Genomic DNA, 19,752 nt, shown 5'->3' with positions numbered 1-19,752 from the left:
CAAAAAAGCGGCGCACCCCGCCGCATGCTGCCCGATATCCGCCAAGTATCGGAACTTTCCCCGGTTTTTCCGGTTGCCCTAGCAGCCTGAGCCGATGAATCCTTCAGCATCGAAGGAGCGCGGACAGGCCCAACGGGGGAACGGGATGACCTACTTCAACGAAATGTATGACAGCGACGGTAAGTCGGTTCGCGAACCCTACGCCATGCTGCGCGAATGGGTCGAGACGATGCCGTCCGATCTGCGTCAGATGAAGCAGGCCGAGGCCGAAGATCTGTTCCGCCGTATCGGGATCACCTTCGCGGTGTACGGTGAAGGCGGCGATCCCGACCGGCTGATCCCCTTCGACATGATGCCGCGCGTTTTCGAACAGAACGAATGGCGGCGGCTGGAACGTGGCATCAAGCAGCGCGCCCGCGCGTTGAACGCGTTCCTTCGCGACGTTTATGGCCGGGCAGAGATTCTTCGTGCGGGGCGCATCCCCTCCCGTTTGGTCTACCAGAACGAAGCCTATGAAAAGGCTGTCGTCGGCGTCGTCCCCCCACGCGGTGTCTACAGCCATATCATCGGCACCGATCTGGTCCGCACCGGGAAGAACGAATTCTTCGTGCTGGAAGACAATTGCCGTACGCCGTCGGGCGTCAGTTACATGCTGGAAAACCGCGAAATCATGATGCGGATGTTTCCTGATCTGTTCCGCACGAACCGGATCGAGCCGGTCGACCAGTACCCGAATCTGCTGCGCCGGACGCTGGAATCGGTCGCCCCGTCCAAATGCAAGGACCGCCCCACCTGCGTGATCCTGACCCCAGGCCATTTCAACAGCGCCTATTACGAGCACAGCTTCCTTGCCAACCTGATGGGCGTCGAATTGGTCGAAGGGCAGGATCTGTTCGTGGATGGTGAGTTCGTGTACATGCGGACGACCCAAGGGCCGAAGCGGGTGGACGTGATCTATCGCCGGCTGGACGATCCCTATATCGACCCGCTCTGCTTCCGCCCGGATTCCATGCTGGGTGTGCCCGGTCTGATGGACGTCTACCGCTCTGGCGGCGTGTCGATCTGCTCTGCGCCCGGCGCGGGCGTCGCGGACGACAAGGCGATCTACACCTTCGTGCCTGAGATGGTCCGGTTCTATCTGGGCGAAGAGCCGATTCTAAAGAACGTCGATACCTGGACGCTGTGGAAGGATGACGACTACAAATACGTCATGGATAACCTGCCCGATCTGGTCGTGAAGGAAGTTCACGGATCCGGCGGCTACGGCATGCTTGTCGGACCCAAATCGACCAAGGATGAGATCGAGATCTTCCGAAAGAAGATTGAGGCGAACCCGTCGAACTACATCGCACAGCCGACGCTGTCCCTGTCGACCGCGCCCACCTTCGTCGAGGAAGGCGTGGCTCCGCGACATGTCGATCTGCGACCATTCTGCCTGTGCGGCGATCGGATCGAGCTGGTGCCGGGCGGTCTGACCCGCGTCGCGCTGCGTGAAGGCAGTCTTGTCGTGAACTCGTCGCAGGGTGGCGGGGTCAAGGACACTTGGGTCCTGTCGGAATAAGGGAGGGGACAAAGATGCTAAGCCGCACCGCCGCAAACCTGTTCTGGATGACCCGCCATCTGGAGCGTGCCGAAACCAGTGCCCGGCTTCTTGACGTGGGCCAGCGTATCACGCTGCTGCCCAACACCGCCGAGGGCTACCAGAACGAATGGAAATCGCTGCTGAATGCGTCGGGCAACGCGGCGCTCTACGCCGAGAAGCATGGTGACGTGACCGAAGAAGGGATTTCGGAATTCCTGTTTTTCGATCGCGACAATCCGTCCTCGGTGGTGTCGTCGTTCGAAAAGGCGCGCGAAAGCGGCCGGATCGTGCGGACCGCTTTGACCGGTCAAGTCTGGGACGCGCTGAACACGTCCTACCAGGGTCTGCGCAAGGTCGAGCGGACGCCGCGCGGTCAGCTGGACATGGCCGGCTTGACCGATCTCGTGACCCGAAACGCTTCCACCGTGCGTGGCGCGATCAACACGACGCAGCTGCGTAACGATGGCTGGCACTTCATGAATCTCGGCTACGGGATCGAGCGGGCTGACGCGACGGCGCGTATCCTCGACGTCAAGTATTTCGTGCTGCTACCTCATGTCGAGTTCATCGGATCCGAACTGGACACCTACCAGTGGCAGGTCATCTTGCGGTCGCTATCGGCCCATCGGGCATTTCATTGGGCCTATGGCGGCGACATCACCGCGACGCGCGTTGCGGATTTTCTGATCCTCAACGGCGAAAGCCCCCGCTCGCTCATCACCTCGCTTTATGAGACGGTCTGGCATCTTGAAGGGCTCGGCCGCCGTTACGGTGATGGTGTGCCGGCCCATGCGCGCGACAAGGCGCGCGAGCTTCTCGAAAAGCTTCAGACGACCGAGATCGATCAGATCTTCGACGATGGGCTCCACGAGTTCCTGAGCGGGATCATTTCAGAACTGGCAGAAGTCACCAACCTGATCCACGCCGATTATCTGACGGGGGCGGTCTGAGCCATGAAACTGCGCATCACCCACGAAACCGGGTACAAGTACGAAACCCCCGCCCGCAATCTGGTGCAAAGCCTGCGGCTGACACCGTCGGTCTCTGAAGGACAGCGGACGCATGAATGGTCGATCGATGTGACCGGCGGCATGCGGGGCCCGGCGTTCCGCGACGGTGCGGGCGACTGGATCGAAGGCTGGACCGTCCGCGGCCCGGTCGAGGAAATCATCGTCCGAATCGCCGGTTTTGTCGAAACGCGCGACACGGCCGGCGTGCTGCGCGGCCATCGCGAGATCATCAACCCGCTGACCTACCTGCGCGAGACGGAGGCGACAGAACCCGACGATGCCCTGAAGGCATTGGCTCGCGATGCGCAAGGTTCGGACGGGCTGGATCTTGCGCACAATCTGTCGCGCAGCGTTCGCGAGGCGATCGCCTACGCACCCGGCGTGACCGAGATGCAGACAACAGCTGCCGAGGCCTTGGCCCTTGGCGAAGGCGTCTGTCAGGACCACGCCCATGCGCTGATCTCGATCTCGCGCATACGCGGGCTGCCCGCGCGCTACGTCTCCGGATATCTTCATTCGACTGCTGACGGCTCGTCCCATGATGCGGCCCATGCCTGGGCTGAAATCCACGTGAGCGGTCTGGGGTGGGTTGGATTCGACGCTGCAAACGGGTGTTGCCCGGACGAGCGCTACGTCCGGCTTGGATCGGGCCTCGACGCGCGCGACGCGGCACCGATCCGTGGCATTCGCTCTGGCTTTGGCGATGAACGATTGAACGTCGCCGTCAATGTCGAAGAGATGGAGCAGTAGGGCTACAGCGTGATGCGGTAGCGCGCGAACCCGTCGTCGCCCTCGCCCGCCGGTTCGATGGTCAGGCCCTCTACGGCATCAAGGTAATCCGCTGCCTTCGGTCCGGTCTCGAACAGGACGGTCGCACCATCAAGCGGCGCGAAGCGCCAATTACCGTCCGCTGCCGGGTCGATGGTGCCCTGATCGACGATGTAGCGCACGATGATGTCGCGATTGGTGTCGGGGCCCTCGAAGATAACGGTGCTGCCGTCGTTGCCGGGGAAATTGCCTCCGCCACCCGCACGATAGTTGTTGGTCGCCACGATGAAGTCCGCCTCGGGATCGATGGGCTGGCCGTCGAAGCTCAGATCGACGATCCGGCTCGCACCCTCGTTCGCGACGGCACCCTCGCCGTCGTATTTCGATGGTTGCGACAGATCGATCGCGTAGCTCACCCCGTCGATCACGTCGAAATTGTAGCTGGGGAAATCCGGGTTCAGCAGAACCTGATTCGCTTCGCCCGGATTGATCTGGTTGAACATGCCGGCGCTGCGTTCCAGCCAGTCCTTGACCTGAGCCCCGGTGATCTTCACCGCGCGGATCGTGTTCGGATACAGATAAAGATCGGCCACATTGCGGATTGCGATATCGCCCGCCGGAACGTCGGTATAGTAGTCCGCGCCACCGCGGCCGCCCGCCTTGAACGGTGCGCCGGCCGAGAGGATCGGCAAGCCCTCGTTTTCCGTGCCGGGCATCATCTGTTCGATGTACCAGGCCTGCGCATTCGTCACGATCTGAACGCTGGGATCGTCGGCGACCAGCGCAAAGTAGCTGTAAAGCGGGGCCGAGGTCTTGCCGACCGGCTGGCGCACATAGTCCAGCGTCGCCTGATGTTCCTCGGCCACGCTCTGCTCGACCGCTTCCGTGCTGTCGACCAGGGGCACTACGTTGCGGTCGGCGTCACGCTCGTAAATCGGACGCGCCTCCACGCTGTGTCCGGCTATCCGCCAGCCGTCGCCGTCGCGTTCCAGCATCAGGTCGATCAGGCCCATATGGCTGCCCCAGAAGCCCGCCATCACGGCCGGCTTGCCGGCCAACGTGCCGGCTTCGATGTCGGCGCCTTCGACCCCCTCGTAATCGGGGCCGGGGAAGACCAGATGCTGATGCCCGGTCAGCACCACGTCGATTCCATCCATTCCCGCCAAGGCCAGCGACGCGTTTTCGGCGCCCGGTTCCAGCGGCAGCGGATCGATGCCCGAATGACTGAGTGCGATGACAAGATCGACCCCTTCTTCGCGCAGTTTCGGCACCCAGGCCTCGGCCGCCTCGATAATCCCTCGCGCGGTCACGGCGCCTTCCAGATGCTTGCGGTCCCATTGCATGATCTGCGGCGGCACGAAGCCGATCAGGCCGATGCGGATCGGATGGATCTCGCCCGCGCCGTCGGTCAGGTCGCGACTCAGGACCGTGTAGGGCGGCACCAGCGTCTGATCCTGGTCCGGCGTTTCACCCTCACTTGTCGCGACGTTGCAGCAGACAACGGGGAAATCGGCGCCGACCAGCGCGTTCTGCAGGAATTCCAGCCCGTAGTTGAATTCGTGGTTGCCCAGCGTTCCGGCATCCACCCCGGCCGTGTTCATCGCGGTGATGCTGGGATGCATCTCCCCGTCATCCATTCCGCGTTCGTAGGCGATGTAGTCGCCCATTGGGCTACCCTGAAGGAAGTCGCCGTTGTCCAGCAGGATGGCGTTCGTAGCCTCGGCCCTGATGCCGTTGATCAGCGTCGCGGTACGCGCCAGGCCGACCTTGTCGTCCGCTTCGTCGGCATAATAATCATAGGGCCAGATGTTCACGTGCAGGTCGGTCGTCTCCATGATCCGCAGATGCGCCTGACCTGCCTGCGCCCGGGCCGAGAAGGGGTGAAGCACGACCATCGCGGCGCCCGCCGTTGTGGTTGTCAGAAAGCGGCGGCGGCTCATCGGGTGAACGATCATGGTGAAATTCCTCGGGTGACAATGGGCCAGCCTGTCGCACGGGTTCGTGGCAGCCGCGTGACGGGGCCTGTGCCAGCCTGCGCCAGCCCGTCACGGTTGACAAGCCACGCCGCTTGCGAGCGCGAGGTCCGCGGCATAGGATCGCCCCCGATACGCTATCGAGAATGCCGATGACCTATTGTGTCGGACTGAAACTGAACGCGGGGCTCGTGCTCCTCTCGGACACGCGGACCAACGCCGGCCTCGACAACATCGCTTGCTATCGCAAGATGTTCTTCTTCGAGAATCCCGGTGAGCGGGTGATCGTGATCATGACCGCCGGCTCGTTGTCGGTGACACAGACGACGCTCGCCCGGCTGGAAGAGGCGGTCGAGGACGAGATGGCGGACGAGACAACCTCGATCCTGCTCGCGCCCACGATGTTGCAGGTCGCCTCGATCATCGGCGACAGCCTGTCGCGCACCCGTCGCGAGATATCCGAGATGAGCCGCGACCTGTCGCAACGACAGGCCTCGGCCAGCATGATCGTCGCCGGACAACGCGAGGGCGGGGATATGCGGATGTTCCTGATCTATCCCGAAGGCAATTTCATCGAGGCGACAGAGGACACGCCATTTCTGCAGATCGGCGAGCACAAATACGGCAAGCCGATCCTGGACCGCGTGATCACCCCGGCGACCAGCCTTGCGGATGGCCAGAAGGCGGTGCTTCTGTCGATGGACTCGACCCTGCGCTCGAACCTGTCGGTGGGCATGCCGCTCGACATGGCGGTCATCGAAAAGAACGCCTGCACCGTGTCCGCGCGGCGCCGGATTCTGGAAGGCGATGAGGAATTCTCGCGCATGAGCCATGCATGGTCGGCTGCCCTGCGCAACAGCTTTGTGGAAATCGCGATCTGACCGGCGCGACCTAGCCGAGGTGGAATTCGCCGCGTTTTGCGGCGAGTGCGACTTGGCGGTGACGCTCACGAAATCGGTCGCGGTCTGCAGTGTCGTATTCATCCACACAATGCGGGCAGCAGACACCCTCTTCGAAGTCGGGATGCGCGCGCTCTGCCTCGCCCAGCGGACGGCGACAGGCATGGCACAGGCTGTGTCCGCCCGGTGTCAGGCCATGGCCAACACTGACACGCTGATCGAAGACGAAGCAGGCGCCGTCCCAAAGGCTGTCGGCCTCCGGCACGTCTTCCAGATATTTCAGGATGCCGCCCTGAAGATGAAAGACTTCGGGCGCGCCTTCGCTTAGCAGAAAGTTGGTGGCCTTCTCGCAGCGGATACCGCCGGTGCAGAACATCGCGATCCGCTTTCCTTGGAAGCGATCGGCGTTGGCCTGCCACCAGGCCGGAAAGTCGCGGAAGCTTGCCGTGCCCGGATCGATTGCGCCGGCGAAGCTGCCGATCGCCACTTCGTAGTCATTGCGGGTGTCGATCACCGCGACATCGGGGGCGGAGATCAGCTCGTTCCACTCACCGGGCTCAACGTAGCGCCCGACCGCGGCGGTCGGATCGACGCCAAGCCGGCCCATCGTGACGATCTCGCGCTTCAGCCGCACCTTCATTCGGCGGAATGGCATCGTCTCAGCGGGGCTTTCCTTCCATGACAGGTCAGCACAACCCGGCAGCGCCTTGATGGCCGCGAGTACGGCATTCAGCCCTGTCCGCTCGCCCGCGATGGTGCCATTGATCCCCTCGGGCGCCAGCAGAAGCGTGCCCAGAACGCCGTTCTCTTCGCAGACCGTCAGTAACGGGCCTTGCAACGATGCGGGATCGGCAAAGCGGGTAAAGCGATAGAGGGCGGCGACGATGGGCATCTTCCGCCCATAGCCGCCGCCGAACCCTCCGTCAAATCAGCCGAACGCGATCCCCAGGGCGAACCCGCCGATCAGATAGATGAACATCGTGATCAGGATGATCCCGACAAGGTTGAGGACGAACCCGCCGCGCGCCATCTGGCCGATCGTCACCGCGCCGGTGCCGAAAACGATCGCGTTGGGCGGTGTGCCGACCGGCAGCATGAAGGCGCAGGTGGCGGCGAAGGCGGCCGGGATCAACAGCGCCATCGGATCGACCCCGATGCCCACCGCGACCCCGCCGAGGATCGGGATGAAGGTCGCCGCTGTCGCCGTGTTCGAGGTGATTTCGGTCAGGAACAACACGATGGTCACCACAGCAGCCACCAGAAGCAACGGGGGCAGCGCGCCCAGTCCCTGAACCTGCTGCCCGAACCATTGGTCAAGGCCGCTGGACGCGACGGCACCTGCCAGCGACAGACCGCCGCCGAACAGCAAAAGGACGCCCCACGGCAAACCGTTTTCGGCGTCCTTCCATTCCAGCACCATCGTCGTCTTGCCGCGCGCGGGCAGGATGAACAGCATGATGCCCGCGAATATGGCGATGGCGGTGTCGTCCAGCGCACCCAGAAAGCCGAGGTCGGACCCGGTGATGCTGGTCAGAAGGCCGGGCACGACCCACAGGAAGGCAGCGCCCCCGAAGACGACCATCACCATCCGCTCGCCCTGGCTGACGGGGCCAAGCGCATCGATCTGCTCCTCGATCATTGCTTTGCCGCCGGGGATCTCTGCCAGATCAAAGCGGAACAGCACGTTGGTCATCAGAAGCCATGCAATCATCACGAAGACGGCGGCGAGGGGCAGGCCGATCATCATCCACTGCAGAAACCCGATCGACCGGCCAAGCTCATCAGACACATATCCGGCCACGATGGCGTTCGGCGGGCTGCCCAGCAGCGTTCCCAGACCCCCGATCGTCGCCGACCACGCGATGGCAAGGACCAGACAGATGCCGAAACGCCGGATATTTTCATCGTCGATCACTTCGCTGATCGTGCCGCCCTGGCCGATCTGATCGGCGACTTCGGCACCCTGCGACGTGTGCCGGCTGCGTTCGACGACGAGCGCCAGAACGGACAGCCCGATGGGCAGCATCATCAGCGTCGTCGCGGTGTTCGACACCCACATCGACAGAAATCCTGTGGCCAGCATCATGCCAAGGATGATGCGCTTGGGCTGAACCCCCACCCGGTGCAGCGTCAGCAGTGCGATGCGACGGTGAAGATGCCACTTCTCCATCGCGATTGCGATCAGAAAGCCGCCGAGGAACAGAAAGACGATCGAACTCGCGTAAGGCGCCGTCGCCTGACTGACGGTCTGTTCGGTGAAGGCGGGGATCAGAACGATCGGCAGAAGCGAGGTTGCCGACAGTGGGATCGCCTCGGTCATCCACCAGATCGCCATCAGCGTGCCGATAGCCGCGACGATGCGTCCATCGGGCGACAGCCCTTCGGACGCGCCCAGCAGCAGCCAGACCAGCAGAGCCAGAACGATGCCAAGCGCGCGCAGACCCCAGGTCCAGGCGGCTGATCGCGATGGCGCCTTTTCTTCGAACTCGCCCTGTTGGTGCAGATTTTCGTCCAGACTCATTCCGCCCTCCGATGTTTGGTCAACCGGCCTCGGTTCACGTTATCGGACCTGCGGCGCATTGCCAGCGCTTGTTGCAACCCAGGCGCGCAACGGTCGCGGCCATTGACGCACCCGCCGCCGCCCCATACGCAGAGACGCAGCGCAAATCGGAGACGTCCGCATGGCCAACGCTTTGATCGTGATCGATATGCAGAACGATTTCTGTCCGGGCGGCGCACTTGCGGTGGCGGGCGGGGATGAGATCGTCGATCCGATCAACGCGATGATGAAGGACTTCGATGCCGTGATCCTGACGCAGGACTGGCATCCGGCCAACCACACCAGTTTTGCTGACAACCATACCGGCGCCGAGCCCTTCACTCTGACAACGATGCCCTACGGTCCCCAGGTCCTGTGGCCACGACACTGCGTGCAAGGGACGCATGGCGCGGCCTTTCATCGCGACCTCAACGTCGACCGGGCGGACCTGATCCTGCGCAAGGGCTTTCGCAAGCATGTCGACAGCTATTCGGCCTTCTACGAGAACGATCATGAGACGCCGACCGGGCTGAGCAGCTATCTGGGCGAGCGTCAGATCGGCGTGCTGACCTTCGTTGGCCTGGCCCACGATTTCTGCGTCGCGTGGAGCGCGCGTGACGCTGCAGAGCTGGGTTTCGAGGTTCGCGTGATCGAAAGCGCGACCCGTGCGATCGACCTGGACGGCAGCATGGAAGAGGCGCGTAACGACATGCGCAGCGCCGGGGTCCAGCTGATATGAGCGGTCCGATCGTCGACATCGCCGCCCGTGTCTATAACCACAAGTGGAAGATCGACCCGATCGTCCGTTCGCTCATCGATACCGATTTCTACAAGCTGCTGATGTGTCAGTCCGTGTTCCGCAACCGGCCGGAAACGAACGTGACCTTCAGCCTCATCAATCGCAGCAAGGATGTCCGGCTCGCGGATCTGATCGACGAGGGGGAGTTGCGTGAGCAGCTAGACCATGTCCGCAGCCTGTCCCTGACCCGTGGCGAAAGCACATGGCTGCGCGGCAATACCTTCTATGGCAAGCGACAGATGTTCCGCCCCGATTTCATGGAGTTTCTGGAAGGACTGCGCCTGCCCGCCTATCATCTGGAAAAGCGCGACGGCCAGTATGAGCTGACCTTCGAAGGCCCATGGCCCCAGGTGATGCTGTGGGAGATCCCGGCCCTTGCGGTCCTGATGGAACTGCGGTCGCGCGCCGTCACCAAGGATATGGGCCGCTTCGAGCTGCAGATCCTTTACGCGCGCGCGATGACGCGGCTGTGGGAAAAGGTCGAGGCGCTTCGCGGGCTTGGTCCTGGTCTGCGGATCGCCGATTTCGGCACCAGACGGCGCCACGGTTTCCTGTGGCAGGACTGGTGCGTGCAGGCGATGATCGAAGGGCTGGGGGACCGGTTCACGGGTACGTCGAACTGCCTGATCGCCATGCGTCGCGATATCGAAGCCATCGGGACCAACGCGCACGAATTGCCGATGGTCTATGCCGCGCTGGCCGACAGCGATGCCGAGCTGCGCGAGGCTCCGTATCACGTTCTGGCCGACTGGCACGAGGAACATGACGGCAACCTGCGGATCATCCTGCCCGATACCTACGGCTCCGATGGATTCTTCGCCAACGCGCCTGACTGGCTGGCGGGATGGACCGGTGTGCGCATCGATTCAGGCGATCCCGTCGCAGGTGCCGAGACCGCCATCCGCTGGTGGCGCGAGCGGGGTGAGGACCCTCGCAAGAAGCTGATCATCTTCTCGGACGGCCTGGACGTCGCGATGATCGAGCGGCTTTACAATCGCTTCCATGACCGGGTGAAGGTCAGCTTCGGCTGGGGCACGCTGCTGACGAACGATTTCCGCGGACTGGTCGCGGGCGACGGGCTGGCGCCGTTCTCGCTAGTCTGCAAGGCGGTGGCCGCAAACGGGCGACCAACCGTCAAGCTGTCGGACAATCCGGCCAAGGCGACAGGCCCGGCGGACGAGATCGCGCGCTACAAGGATGTCTTTGCGGTCGGTGCGCAGGAACGGCAGGCGGTCCTCGTTTGAGGACTGCCTAACCCGAAGCTAGCGTCAGGATCGCAAAACAGCACAGCGCGGCCAGCCCGGCGGTAACCGGGATCGTCACCAGCCATGCCGCCAGGATCGACACGACATGACTGCGCCGCACGAGCCTGCGGCGAAGGCGTTCCTCGACCGGGAATTCGGCACGGCCGTCCCGGCGTCGTCGTCGGTCGTCCCATTCGCGGAAAAACCCCACACCAAAGACTCCGCCGACGGCGATATGCGTGGTCGAGACGGGCAGGCCCACCCACGACGCGGTCAGCACCGTCGCTGTGGTCGCCAAGGTGATGCAGAGCGCACGCGCCGCGTTCAGTCGGGTGATGCCGCCGCCAACCGTGCGAACCAGCGCACGACCGAAAATGACCGAACCAAGCGCGATCCCCCCCGCCGCAAGCAGCAGCGCGCTACGCTCCAATGACATGTCTGGACTGTCGAACGCGCTTCGCTCGACGATCACCGACAACGGACCGGCGACGTTGGCCACGTCGTTCGAGCCGTGGGCAAAGGCCAGCAGGACCGCCGCGACCAGCAGGGGCCCGGCCAGCAACCGCTTCAGCGCGGGCCGGGGCTCTGCCTGCCGGGCGATGTCACGCTCCAGCCTGCGTCGGGTCCACCACCAGGATAGCCCGGCAGTCATCGGCGTCACTGTCCAGATAAGCGGGCCGGGGACCGCCAGAATCAGGTCCAGCAGGTAGATCGCGAAGCTCGCCCCCATAGCAGCGATCATGGCCGGCAGCCATATTAGGCCGGCGCTGATCCGGTCTTTTGCGTTCCCGACGGTGTGGCGAAGGAAGGCCAGCAGCAACGCTGCAATGCAGCCACTGATCACCGGTGCGCAGACCCAGATCGCTGTGATGTAGGCCAGACTCTGCCATGCGACCGCGCCTGCTCCGTGGACGACCAATCCAGCTCCGGCGATCGAGCCCACCACGGAATGCGTGGTGCTGACCGGCAATCGACGCCATGTGGCAAAGCTGATCCACGCCCCGGCGCCGAGCAGCGCGGCGAGCATCGCAAGTGCGGTCCGCTGATCACCTGCGAGGGGTACGGGCCCGACGATGCCCGTCGCCAGACGCTCGGTGACCGAATGGCCAGCCAACAACGCTCCGGCGAGTTGCGCGACCCCGATCAGCGCCAGTCCGGCCCCCAGTCCGACCGAGCCCGCACCGAAGGCGGGAGCGAGCGCGTTTGATGCATCGTTCGCACCGATCGAAAGCGCCAGATAGGCGGCCAGCGCCAATCCGGCGGCCAAGATCACGGGGCCATGCAGCCCAGCGACGATGCCGACCGCCAGGATCGCCAGCGCGGCGCACAGAACGACGATTGCGCCAAGTCCCAGTACCGGCCGCGCGGCATGGCGATGCGCGCTCTCCATATCCGAGACGCGCGCCAGATCCTTGTCGAGGATCCGGTATTCGGGTGTGGAACGTCGGGCCATGAATGCGCCTAGCTCGCCGCAAGGGTCCCGATCAAGCGCGCGGTCCCTTGTCCATTGCGGACAATATCTGGGACAAACCGGGCTCGGCGACGAGGCGTGCGGCTTCGGCCGGGGCATACCATGCCCGCTCGCGTTCGGCGCGTTCGGGGAAGTTGTTCTTCAGCGTCTGCACGTCCAGACGAAAGACGCGGACTTCGACCGGTGTTCCGAAGCCATGGTCGCGCACCTTGTCGTAACGGTAGCGACCCATCTCCTGCGGATCGATGCGGCCTGTCACGCCCGCCTCTTCCCACGCTTCGACCGCTGCGGCGCCCGGCAGACTCTTGCCGCTCATCGGCCAGCCTTTGGGGATGATCCAGCGCCCGGTGCCGCGACTGGTGATCAGCAGGACCTTGCCATTGGCCGGGTCCACGCAGATGGCACCGACCTGCATCGCAGGCGGGCGCCGCCCAAGGATCATGTCGAGAGATTGCCGAAGACCCATGGTCATTCGCCGGATTCCTCGACCCTGCCGCGCAGCGCCTTGACCTGACCCCGCTGGGTCTTGGACTGAAGCCTGCGCCGCTTGCTGGCGAGGGTCGGTCGCGTTGCAATCCGCCGGCGCGGCGCGACCGAGGCGCGGCGGATCAGATCGGCCAGCCGTTCTCGAGCCAGTTCGCGGTTCCGTACCTGGCTGCGCGTTTCCTGGGACAGGATCACGATGGCGCCGTCGCTAGTCCACCGGCGACCGGCCAGCCGCTGCAACCGACGCTTCACCGGGTCGGGAAGGTTCGGCGAACGCTCTGCCTCGAACCGCAATTCAACCGCGCTCGACACCTTGTTCACATTCTGACCGCCCGGGCCCTGTGCGCGGGTGAAGGATTCGGAAAGCTCCCATTCCTCGAGAACGATCTGGTCGGTGATGTAAAGCATCGCCCCAAGATATGGTGTGGACGGCTGAATTACACCAAAAGTATGTTAACGCAGCGTGAATTTATGCGCGGTGAGGCACCGCGGACTCACTGTTCGCCGTCGGGCCTTGATTCCGGCCAGTGCGCGAACGGCAGCACCGCGCCCTCGGTGCGGCTTTTGGCCACGCGCGACAGATCGACTTCGGCGATGACCCAGCCCGGTGCGTCCATCGCACCTTCGGCGATCACACCGGTTTCCGGCCAGAAACCGTCAGGCGGACCATAGATCGCGGCGCGTCCGCGGTTTTCATCGACCGCCGGGCTCCAGTCGCATGTGCCGACGGTGGGTGACTGAACGACGACGCATTGTCCTTCCAAAGCACGGGCCATCGCGCCGATGCGGACACGCGTGAAGCCCGCAACCGTATCCGTGCAGGACGGAACCAGGATCAGTTCGGCCCCAGCCTCGACCAGCGCGCGGCCGAGAAGCGGAAATTCCGCGTCATAGCAGATCAGGATCCCGATCCGTCCCAAGGTTGTGTCGAAGAGCCGCAGGCCGCGTGCGCCGACCACATCCCATTCCTCGCGCTCGAACCGGGTCATGATCTGCTTGTCCTGATGCCCGATGATGCCTCCGGGGCCGTAGAGCACCGCCCGGTTCACAGGCCTCTCACCCTCGAAGACCGGGCCGGAGGCTGCGAGGATGTGGCAGCGATGATCGCGGGCGAGCCGTGCATGCAGATCCGATACCGCATCCGCGTGCCGCGCAACCTCGTGCAGCGAGCGTTCGAGATCCGCCGCCACCGCGCGTCCGCCAAGGCTCGCCAGCTCCATCGCGCCGTATTCGGGAAAGACCAGCAGGTCGGCGCCCTTCGCCGCTTTGACCCAGCCGGTCAGTTTGGAACTGTAGGCGTTGAAATCCTGAAGCCAGTCGAGCGGATAGGCCGCGGTTGCGATTTTCATAGCTCGCGCATCCAGAATTGCAGCGGTTTCTCGGTAGCTTCAGCGTCACCCAGATCCTTCCAGCTGAACCGCGCGACGACACCCGGCAAAGGGGCGTAACCGCGCTTGCGCCAGAATCCGTCAAGCGGTCGATAGTCCGCAGGACGGTCGGGGTGATCCGCCGGTCGGATGACGCTGCAAAAGGCGGCGTATCGCCGGCCGAGACTGCGGGCGTGATCCTCTCGCGCGTCGAAGAAGGCATGACCGATCCCCTCACCCCGGTGTTCGGGCAGCAGAACGGATTCGGCGCAGTAGAAGATTTCATCCAGCCGTTCCGGGCGATCTGCGAAGGCTGCGGCGAAATCTTCTGCATGATCCTCCATCGGCGCCCCGGTCGATGCGCCGACGATGCGCCCCTCGTCGTCTTCCGCCACCACGACGACCGCGCCGGGCTTGAGATAGGCCTGCAGATAGTCGCGTTCGTAAGCGGCATCGCCGTCATAGAGATAGGGAAAAGACCGGAATACTGTGATCCGCAACCGTGCGACGTCATCAAGCGCGTTGCGCAGGTCGTCGCCGGTCAGGACCCGGATACGGCTCATGCGGAAACCTGGGCCGTCCAGTCCGCGAGGTTGTAGTAGGTCGTCACGCGGGCAATCTTGCCGTCCCTGAGCGTAAAGAAGGACCCGGCAGGCAGGCTATAGGTCTGGCCGTTCGCCTCGGGCAGACCGGGGTCGGTCTTGAGATACGTACCGTTGACCACGAATTCGGCGGCTGCGCGGGTGCCGCTGTCATCCACGAAAATCACCAGATCGGTCAGGTTCTCGCGGTAGCTTTCGGTCATGTGGTCGTTGAACTCTGCGAACAGGGCCTTGCCGCGACGGATCTTGCCCTCATTCACGTGATGTTCGACCTCGTCATGCAGCAGGTCCAGCATCTCGTCGGTCCGTCCCGCATTGAAGGCATCGAAATAGGCGGCGATCAGCGACTTGGGGTCCATCGGCAAGCTCCTTGGATGTGCCGCGCCGCTGTAGCGGGCGCGCCGGATATCGTCAGCCCCTATCAAGGTGGCAGGGTGCGGCCGTGCTTGCAATCGGGGCGAATGTCGCTAGCCCTGTCGGGGTTGAAGACGCTTGGGACCACGCCATGAACCGATCCGCTGATTTCGGCCCGCGCGCCATCACCTGCTTCAAGGCGTATGACATCAGGGGCGAGTTGGGCATCGATTTGGACGCCGACATCGCCTATCGCACCGGCCGCGCCTTCACGCAGGCGCGCGGTGCGCGCAACGTCGTCGTCGGTCGCGACAGTCGCGAATCTTCACCCCTCCTCGCCAATGCGCTGATCCGAGGCCTGACCGAGGGTGGCGCCGACGTGCTGGACCTGGGCCTTGCCGGCACGGAAGAGGTCTATTTTGCCACCGGCCATCTGGGGGCTGATGGCGGGATCGAGGTCACCGCGTCCCACAATCCGATCAGCTATAACGGCATGAAGCTTGTCGGTGTCGGGTCCGCCCCCCTTGATCCGGACAGTGAATTGCCTGCCGTGGCCGAGTTGGCGCGATCTGGCGACTTCGTGCCGGCAGCGCGCATGGGCCAAGTCCGCGATGCCCGCGAAACGCGCGCCGACTACGCACGGGCCCTGGTGAACATGATCGACGTCTCTGCGCTGCGGCCGATGAGGGTGCTGGTCAATGCTGGAAACGGCACTGCCGGTCCGACCTTCGACGCTATCGCCATGGAACTCGACCGCCGTGGTTCGCCGCTCGACTTCGTACGAATCCACCACGAGGTCGATCCCTCTTTTCCGAACGGTATTCCCAACCCGCTGCTGCCGGAAAACCAGCCCCCGACGGCGGAAGCCGTGCGTGAAGCCGGTGCCGATCTGGGCATCGCCTGGGACGGCGATTTCGATCGCTGTTTCTTCTTTGACAGCACCGGGCGGTTCATCGCCGGCGAATACATTGTCGGTCTGCTGGCTGCGGCGTTTCTTGAAAAATTCCCGGGCGAAAAAATCGTTCACGACCCCCGCGTCGTTCTGAATACGCGCGATGTAGTCGCGGCCAGCGGCGGTGTCGCGGTCCAGTCGCGCACCGGTCACGCCTTCATCAAGCGGAAGATGCGTGAGACCGGCGCGATCTATGGCGGCGAGATGTCGGCGCACCATTATTTTCGCGACTTCTATCACTGCGACAGCGGCATGATCCCCTGGCTGCTGGTCGTCGAACTGCTGTCGCGCGAAGGTCGCGGTCTCGACGCGCTACTGTCCGAGCGGATGACGCGGTTTCCATCCTCTGGCGAGATCAACTGGCGATTGGATGATCCGGACGCGGCGATCGCGCGTGTGCTGGCGCATTATGCACCCGAGGCGCAGTCGCGCGACGACAGCGACGGTGTGTCGCTCGAATTCAAAGACTGGCGCTTCAACCTGAGGCAATCGAACACCGAACCGGTCGTCCGCCTGAACGTCGAGTCGCTGGGTGATGCCGCGCTGGTCGCCGAAAAACAGGCGGAGATCGCGGCAATCCTGACCGGCACTGGCTTCTAGACCAGATCTTCGAAACCGAAGGTGATGTAATCTCGCAGGTAAGCCGCGCGCGCCGCCGCGATATGAGCGCGGACGGTGATAAATGCGGGCCATTCCTGGGGGGCCAAGTCATTTGAGGTCGGAGGATTGATACCGACCGCGCGAGCCAGCCAGCCCATGTCCTCCGCCAGACGATCCTCTCGTACGATCGCGTCGGGGCTGCCGAAGCGCGCGAAACCTGCCACCACCTCGGACTGGCTGGCCCAGCCGGGATGTGTGGGCAGGCTGGTCTGACCGTTCAGATTGCGGCGCAGGAAATCCAGGAACTCGCCGAAATGCCGACTTTGCTGATCGTCGGTCATTGATCCCAGCCCATCATCCGGGGGCAAAGACACCCGATGAACATCGCGCAGCACCTGCCGCAACTCGGGCTTGGCGTCGACGATCAGCGTGCGGAAGGCCTGCCAGGCGCGCAGCAGCGGATGGCGCAGGATCGTGAAGCTGCGATGGCCTGGATGTCCGCGTTTCCATTGACGCAAGGTCTTCTGGGTGAAGTCCCGCTGCACATCGCCCTGAGTTGCCAGCCACTGCGCAATCCTATCCGACGGCGCGCCTCGGACCGGCATGAACAGCAGGCCGCGACCCGCATCGGACGCCATGTAGGACGGTACCGCGGGCCCGCGGCTCGTTTCAAAACTGGGGATCCGCGTCGTGCCAAACAGGTCCATCTCGACCAGCGCGCGCTGCATGTCGTCGTAATTCGTCACCTTGTCGCGCATCTCGCGCGGATTCTGCGGCACCTGATCCTGCGCGGGACGAACCTCTTCAAGGTCGGTGCGTCCCAGCCAATGCAGCAGCCCCCGCAGGACGTCCGCATCGCGCAGGTCGGCATAGTCCAGCAGGAACGGAACCTGACCGCTGCGTTGCAGCGCCCCCAGGATGCGAGACTGGAATGCCGCGTTCTCTGCCGCAACCTGCCTGAATTCGTCGGCCTTGAATTCGATCGCTGCGGGGACCGGCACCTCGCTTTCGTTCAGCTTCCACTGGTTGGTTTCCCAAGCAAGCCGGGTAGAGACGTAGCTGTCGAGAATAGAACGGCTGAGAATGATCTTGGCGCAGGACCGATCCTCGATGATTGCATCGAACACGCGCGGATCGTGATCGTGGAAGTAGCGGAAGCCGGGCAGATGATCCGGTCTGTCGAAGAGCGTGGCGAGCAACCGGTGGGGATCGGCCTCGCGCTCGGCCATCGTAATTCCTTGAAGCTCGGCCTTTCCTGGCCAGCCCAGCATGTAGGGGTTGAATGCCTCGCCGAAGCAGGTGACGCCGCGGAGGCCGTTCAGCGTCGCCTCGAGCAGGTTCGAACCGGTGCGCATGCCTGCAAAGATGACGAAGCGGCCGAACGGCTCAGCCAAGTCCGCCCCCTTTGCTGCTGTCGGAGCGTTCGTGAAACAGCCCGGTGACGCGCTGATGCAGTCCAGCGTTGCGCAGCCGACGCAGGAAATCCGGCAACCCCGCCACGTCGCGCATGACCGGCAGATCTTCGCCGGGCTCGGCGCGAGGGTCGGCCATTTGCACGGCGGTTTTCAGGGCTCGTTCAGGATCGTCGAGGAACTCCGACAGATCCCAGCTGCGGACCTGCGCCTTGACCCACACTGAACGCAGCGCCGTCTGCTGGTCCAGTTCGATCCGCTGCAACTGCGCGGCAACCCTGCGTATATCGTCGAACGGCATATCGGATTGAAGCAACGGAACAACCCAAGCGCCGGTGACGACCATCAGGCGGGCGTTCGGATCCGTGACGATGAACCAGTTCAGCGCTTGATTGTCGCGCGGGCTGAATTGGAACGCCTGCATCCGTCTGGTGATGCGGATCAGCGCGGACAGGAAACCTTGTGGGTCATGGTCGCGCAGGACGGGGTGCGTCGACAACGCACCGGGGCCAACTTCTGGACGGCCCGAGAACTCGACCTCACCCGGCCCCAGAAGGTGTCCGTGGACATCGGCATCGATCCGGGTGGCCAGCCAGTCCTCAAATTGCGGAAAGAGATCGCTGAACCCCTGGAAGACGGCGTAGGGGGCCGAGGTCTTGCCGTTCTCCCGATCCTTCGCGGGAAACCGGCTCTGCATGTAAAGTCCGGGTCGACCCAATCGACGACGGGCCACCGCGCGGTCAAAGACGCTCGCCATGAGCGAGGAGTCAGGTTGCGTGGCCGCGTCCCGACCATCGCCCGCGTCTGTCGTAGCCGGGAAATGCGCATAAAGGCCACGCGCATCGGCCCAGATTTTGCGCGCAACGAAACAGCGCGATTCCGCCAGCAACTGCAGGTGATCATCGTAAAGCAGATAGGGCCGTCCGAACGGGTCGAACTTTGCAAGTGTCAGCGAGTGGTTTTCGATCCGGATCGAATGGATGCGCGCAAGGGACTGGAAATAGCTTTCGTCGGGAATCCAGCTGAAGCGGAAGAACGCCTCGAAGGTCGATCGCCGCGGATCATCCAGAATCGCGCGCAGCGTCGAAGCCGTCAGGCACCACCACTGGGAGCCCAGATGCGGCGACAGGCCGGCGGGCAGGCGGCGTCGGATGCGCAGTCTCCGCTGCACTTGCACCAGCCGATCGAAAAGGATCCGTCGCCGCCGCCAGTCAACGGGAAACCAGAGCAGAAACCGTTCCATGTCGAACCCGCCTGCTGTCCACCGTCCTTCGCGGGCATCGACGCTTTCGATATGATCGGCGGTTGGATCCTGGGCCAGATACGCCCGCAGTTCGGAAACGGGACGCAATGGCAGGCAGGCGCCAGAGGCCAGATAGACATGCGTCGTGTCCGGCCACTCGTCCAGCAATTGCCGGGCCGCGTTCTGGGTTGCATGAACCAGGCTCATGTCACCCCAGGTGCAGGCTATGCGATGGCTGAAGCGAACCGTATCCAGATCGGCCAGCGCGCTGCGCATCTTCGCAACGTCGTTTTTCGACGCCTTGCTGTCTACGTGGATCATGACCACCGCGCCGCCGCTGGCCCAGATGCGCGCCATTCTCGCGGCCAGATCCAGCGCCGCGTGACACAACATCACGACGCCCAATCGAACGGCATCGGACGCGCCGGAATTATTCGCGACGGGGTTGTGG

The 19,752-nt window shown here is 63.6% G+C and carries 18 protein-coding genes; 7 read left to right on the top strand and 11 right to left on the bottom strand.

Features of this window, described 5'->3' with window-relative positions; all coding sequences use genetic code 11:
- Positions 1-145 precede the first annotated feature (145 nt).
- The 3 genes from MLD63_RS02310 to MLD63_RS02300 are packed head-to-tail and all read left to right on the top strand — an operon-like array spanning position 146 to position 3,342.
- Entirely contained in the window at positions 146-1,561 is a 1,416-nt protein-coding gene (locus MLD63_RS02310; protein WP_255328221.1) for a circularly permuted type 2 ATP-grasp protein, read from the top strand.
- A gap of 14 nt (positions 1,562-1,575) precedes the next feature.
- Positions 1,576-2,532, top strand: coding sequence for an alpha-E domain-containing protein (locus tag MLD63_RS02305; RefSeq protein ID WP_255328220.1), 957 nt, complete (start codon positions 1,576-1,578; stop codon positions 2,530-2,532).
- Between the two features lie 3 nt (positions 2,533-2,535).
- The gene (locus tag MLD63_RS02300; RefSeq protein ID WP_255328219.1) at positions 2,536-3,342 is read left to right on the top strand and encodes a transglutaminase family protein; all 807 of its coding nucleotides are present in this window, start codon (positions 2,536-2,538) and stop codon (positions 3,340-3,342) included.
- Positions 3,343-3,344: 2 nt separating this feature from the next.
- Here the strand turns inward: MLD63_RS02300 and MLD63_RS02295 are convergent, their stop codons facing one another.
- Positions 3,345-5,315 (bottom strand): bifunctional 2',3'-cyclic-nucleotide 2'-phosphodiesterase/3'-nucleotidase, encoded by a 1,971-nt coding sequence (locus MLD63_RS02295; protein ID WP_255328218.1) that lies wholly within the window; start codon positions 5,313-5,315, stop codon positions 3,345-3,347.
- 170 nt (positions 5,316-5,485) lie between these two features.
- On the opposite strand from MLD63_RS02295, the gene MLD63_RS02290 reads away from it, so the two are divergent.
- Entirely contained in the window at positions 5,486-6,214 is a 729-nt protein-coding gene (locus tag MLD63_RS02290) for a proteasome-type protease (protein ID WP_255328217.1), read from the top strand.
- Positions 6,215-6,224: 10 nt separating this feature from the next.
- Here the strand turns inward: MLD63_RS02290 and trhO are convergent, their stop codons facing one another.
- Together trhO and MLD63_RS02280 are read right to left on the bottom strand one after the other, a co-directional pair.
- On the bottom strand, positions 6,225-7,124 hold the full coding sequence (gene trhO, locus MLD63_RS02285) for an oxygen-dependent tRNA uridine(34) hydroxylase TrhO (RefSeq protein WP_255328216.1): 900 nt from the start codon (positions 7,122-7,124) through the stop codon (positions 6,225-6,227).
- Positions 7,125-7,160: 36 nt separating this feature from the next.
- Positions 7,161-8,753 (bottom strand): SLC13 family permease, encoded by a 1,593-nt coding sequence (locus MLD63_RS02280; RefSeq protein ID WP_255328215.1) that lies wholly within the window; start codon positions 8,751-8,753, stop codon positions 7,161-7,163.
- A 160-nt stretch (positions 8,754-8,913) separates the two neighbouring features.
- Here MLD63_RS02280 and pncA point away from each other — a divergent pair, with 160 nt between their 5' ends.
- A complete protein-coding gene (pncA, locus tag MLD63_RS02275; RefSeq protein WP_255328214.1) occupies positions 8,914-9,510 on the top strand; it encodes a bifunctional nicotinamidase/pyrazinamidase in 597 nt (198 codons plus the stop codon).
- Positions 9,507-10,814, top strand: coding sequence for a nicotinate phosphoribosyltransferase (pncB, locus tag MLD63_RS02270; RefSeq protein ID WP_439957608.1), 1,308 nt, complete (start codon positions 9,507-9,509; stop codon positions 10,812-10,814). Before pncA ends, pncB begins: the two co-directional genes overlap by 4 nt.
- A gap of 7 nt (positions 10,815-10,821) precedes the next feature.
- Here the strand turns inward: pncB and MLD63_RS02265 are convergent, their stop codons facing one another.
- The 6 genes from MLD63_RS02265 to MLD63_RS02240 all read right to left on the bottom strand — a co-directional run bounded on the left by MLD63_RS02265 (position 10,822) and on the right by MLD63_RS02240 (position 15,099).
- Complete coding sequence (locus tag MLD63_RS02265) at positions 10,822-12,267, bottom strand: inorganic phosphate transporter (RefSeq protein WP_255328213.1); 1,446 nt, start codon at positions 12,265-12,267, stop codon at positions 10,822-10,824.
- A 31-nt stretch (positions 12,268-12,298) separates the two neighbouring features.
- The gene (locus MLD63_RS02260) at positions 12,299-12,757 is read right to left on the bottom strand and encodes an NUDIX hydrolase (RefSeq protein WP_255328212.1); all 459 of its coding nucleotides are present in this window, start codon (positions 12,755-12,757) and stop codon (positions 12,299-12,301) included.
- Positions 12,754-13,179 carry an alternative ribosome rescue aminoacyl-tRNA hydrolase ArfB gene (gene arfB, locus MLD63_RS02255; RefSeq protein WP_255328211.1) on the bottom strand — a complete coding sequence of 142 codons (426 nt, stop codon included), beginning with the start codon at positions 13,177-13,179 and terminating at the stop codon, positions 12,754-12,756. The genes MLD63_RS02260 and arfB overlap by 4 nt, the downstream gene beginning before the upstream one ends.
- An 86-nt stretch (positions 13,180-13,265) precedes the next feature.
- The gene (locus MLD63_RS02250) at positions 13,266-14,120 is read right to left on the bottom strand and encodes a carbon-nitrogen hydrolase family protein (RefSeq protein WP_255328210.1); all 855 of its coding nucleotides are present in this window, start codon (positions 14,118-14,120) and stop codon (positions 13,266-13,268) included.
- On the bottom strand, positions 14,117-14,701 hold the full coding sequence (locus tag MLD63_RS02245) for a GNAT family N-acetyltransferase (protein ID WP_255328209.1): 585 nt from the start codon (positions 14,699-14,701) through the stop codon (positions 14,117-14,119). The genes MLD63_RS02250 and MLD63_RS02245 overlap by 4 nt, the downstream gene beginning before the upstream one ends.
- Positions 14,698-15,099: a ketosteroid isomerase-related protein gene (locus tag MLD63_RS02240; protein WP_255328208.1), complete on the bottom strand. Its 402-nt coding sequence runs from the start codon at positions 15,097-15,099 to the stop codon at positions 14,698-14,700. The genes MLD63_RS02245 and MLD63_RS02240 overlap by 4 nt, the downstream gene beginning before the upstream one ends.
- 146 nt (positions 15,100-15,245) lie before the next feature.
- Between MLD63_RS02240 and MLD63_RS02235 the strand changes: the two genes are divergently transcribed.
- Complete coding sequence (locus tag MLD63_RS02235) at positions 15,246-16,646, top strand: phosphohexomutase domain-containing protein (RefSeq protein ID WP_255328207.1); 1,401 nt, start codon at positions 15,246-15,248, stop codon at positions 16,644-16,646.
- Here the strand turns inward: MLD63_RS02235 and MLD63_RS02230 are convergent.
- Both MLD63_RS02230 and MLD63_RS02225 read right to left on the bottom strand, forming a co-directional pair.
- Positions 16,643-18,040 carry a hypothetical protein gene (locus MLD63_RS02230; RefSeq protein ID WP_255328206.1) on the bottom strand — a complete coding sequence of 466 codons (1,398 nt, stop codon included), beginning with the start codon at positions 18,038-18,040 and terminating at the stop codon, positions 16,643-16,645. The two genes, MLD63_RS02235 and MLD63_RS02230, sit on opposite strands and share 4 nt — an antisense overlap.
- Positions 18,033-19,694 carry a DUF5927 domain-containing protein gene (locus MLD63_RS02225; protein ID WP_439957616.1) on the bottom strand — a complete coding sequence of 554 codons (1,662 nt, stop codon included), beginning with the start codon at positions 19,692-19,694 and terminating at the stop codon, positions 18,033-18,035. Before MLD63_RS02225 ends, MLD63_RS02230 begins: the two co-directional genes overlap by 8 nt.
- Positions 19,695-19,752: the final 58 nt, after the last annotated feature.

Source organism: Paracoccus albicereus (genome assembly GCF_024359525.1).
Lineage (GTDB): Bacteria > Pseudomonadota > Alphaproteobacteria > Rhodobacterales > Rhodobacteraceae > Paracoccus > Paracoccus albicereus.
This window is presented reverse-complemented; position numbering and strand designations above follow the sequence as displayed.

Excerpts from the sequence above, each read along its gene's own strand:
- trhO (WP_255328216.1), bottom strand. The coding sequence starts at position 7,124 with ATGCCCATCGTCGCCGCCCTCTATCGCTTTACCCGCTTTGCCGATCCC.
- MLD63_RS02305 (WP_255328220.1), top strand. The coding sequence starts at position 1,576 with ATGCTAAGCCGCACCGCCGCAAACCTGTTCTGGATGACCCGCCATCTG.
- MLD63_RS02265 (WP_255328213.1), bottom strand. The coding sequence starts at position 12,267 with ATGGCCCGACGTTCCACACCCGAATACCGGATCCTCGACAAGGATCTG.
- MLD63_RS02240 (WP_255328208.1), bottom strand. The coding sequence starts at position 15,099 with ATGGACCCCAAGTCGCTGATCGCCGCCTATTTCGATGCCTTCAATGCG.
- MLD63_RS02290 (WP_255328217.1), top strand. The coding sequence starts at position 5,486 with ATGACCTATTGTGTCGGACTGAAACTGAACGCGGGGCTCGTGCTCCTC.
- pncA (WP_255328214.1), top strand. The coding sequence starts at position 8,914 with ATGGCCAACGCTTTGATCGTGATCGATATGCAGAACGATTTCTGTCCG.
- MLD63_RS02225 (WP_439957616.1), bottom strand. The coding sequence starts at position 19,694 with ATGTTGTGTCACGCGGCGCTGGATCTGGCCGCGAGAATGGCGCGCATC.
- MLD63_RS02280 (WP_255328215.1), bottom strand. The coding sequence starts at position 8,753 with ATGAGTCTGGACGAAAATCTGCACCAACAGGGCGAGTTCGAAGAAAAG.
- MLD63_RS02250 (WP_255328210.1), bottom strand. The coding sequence starts at position 14,120 with ATGAAAATCGCAACCGCGGCCTATCCGCTCGACTGGCTTCAGGATTTC.
- MLD63_RS02300 (WP_255328219.1), top strand. The coding sequence starts at position 2,536 with ATGAAACTGCGCATCACCCACGAAACCGGGTACAAGTACGAAACCCCC.
- pncB (WP_439957608.1), top strand. The coding sequence starts at position 9,507 with ATGAGCGGTCCGATCGTCGACATCGCCGCCCGTGTCTATAACCACAAG.
- arfB (WP_255328211.1), bottom strand. The coding sequence starts at position 13,179 with ATGCTTTACATCACCGACCAGATCGTTCTCGAGGAATGGGAGCTTTCC.
- MLD63_RS02245 (WP_255328209.1), bottom strand. The coding sequence starts at position 14,701 with ATGAGCCGTATCCGGGTCCTGACCGGCGACGACCTGCGCAACGCGCTT.
- MLD63_RS02310 (WP_255328221.1), top strand. The coding sequence starts at position 146 with ATGACCTACTTCAACGAAATGTATGACAGCGACGGTAAGTCGGTTCGC.
- MLD63_RS02260 (WP_255328212.1), bottom strand. The coding sequence starts at position 12,757 with ATGACCATGGGTCTTCGGCAATCTCTCGACATGATCCTTGGGCGGCGC.
- MLD63_RS02235 (WP_255328207.1), top strand. The coding sequence starts at position 15,246 with ATGAACCGATCCGCTGATTTCGGCCCGCGCGCCATCACCTGCTTCAAG.
- MLD63_RS02295 (WP_255328218.1), bottom strand. The coding sequence starts at position 5,315 with ATGATCGTTCACCCGATGAGCCGCCGCCGCTTTCTGACAACCACAACG.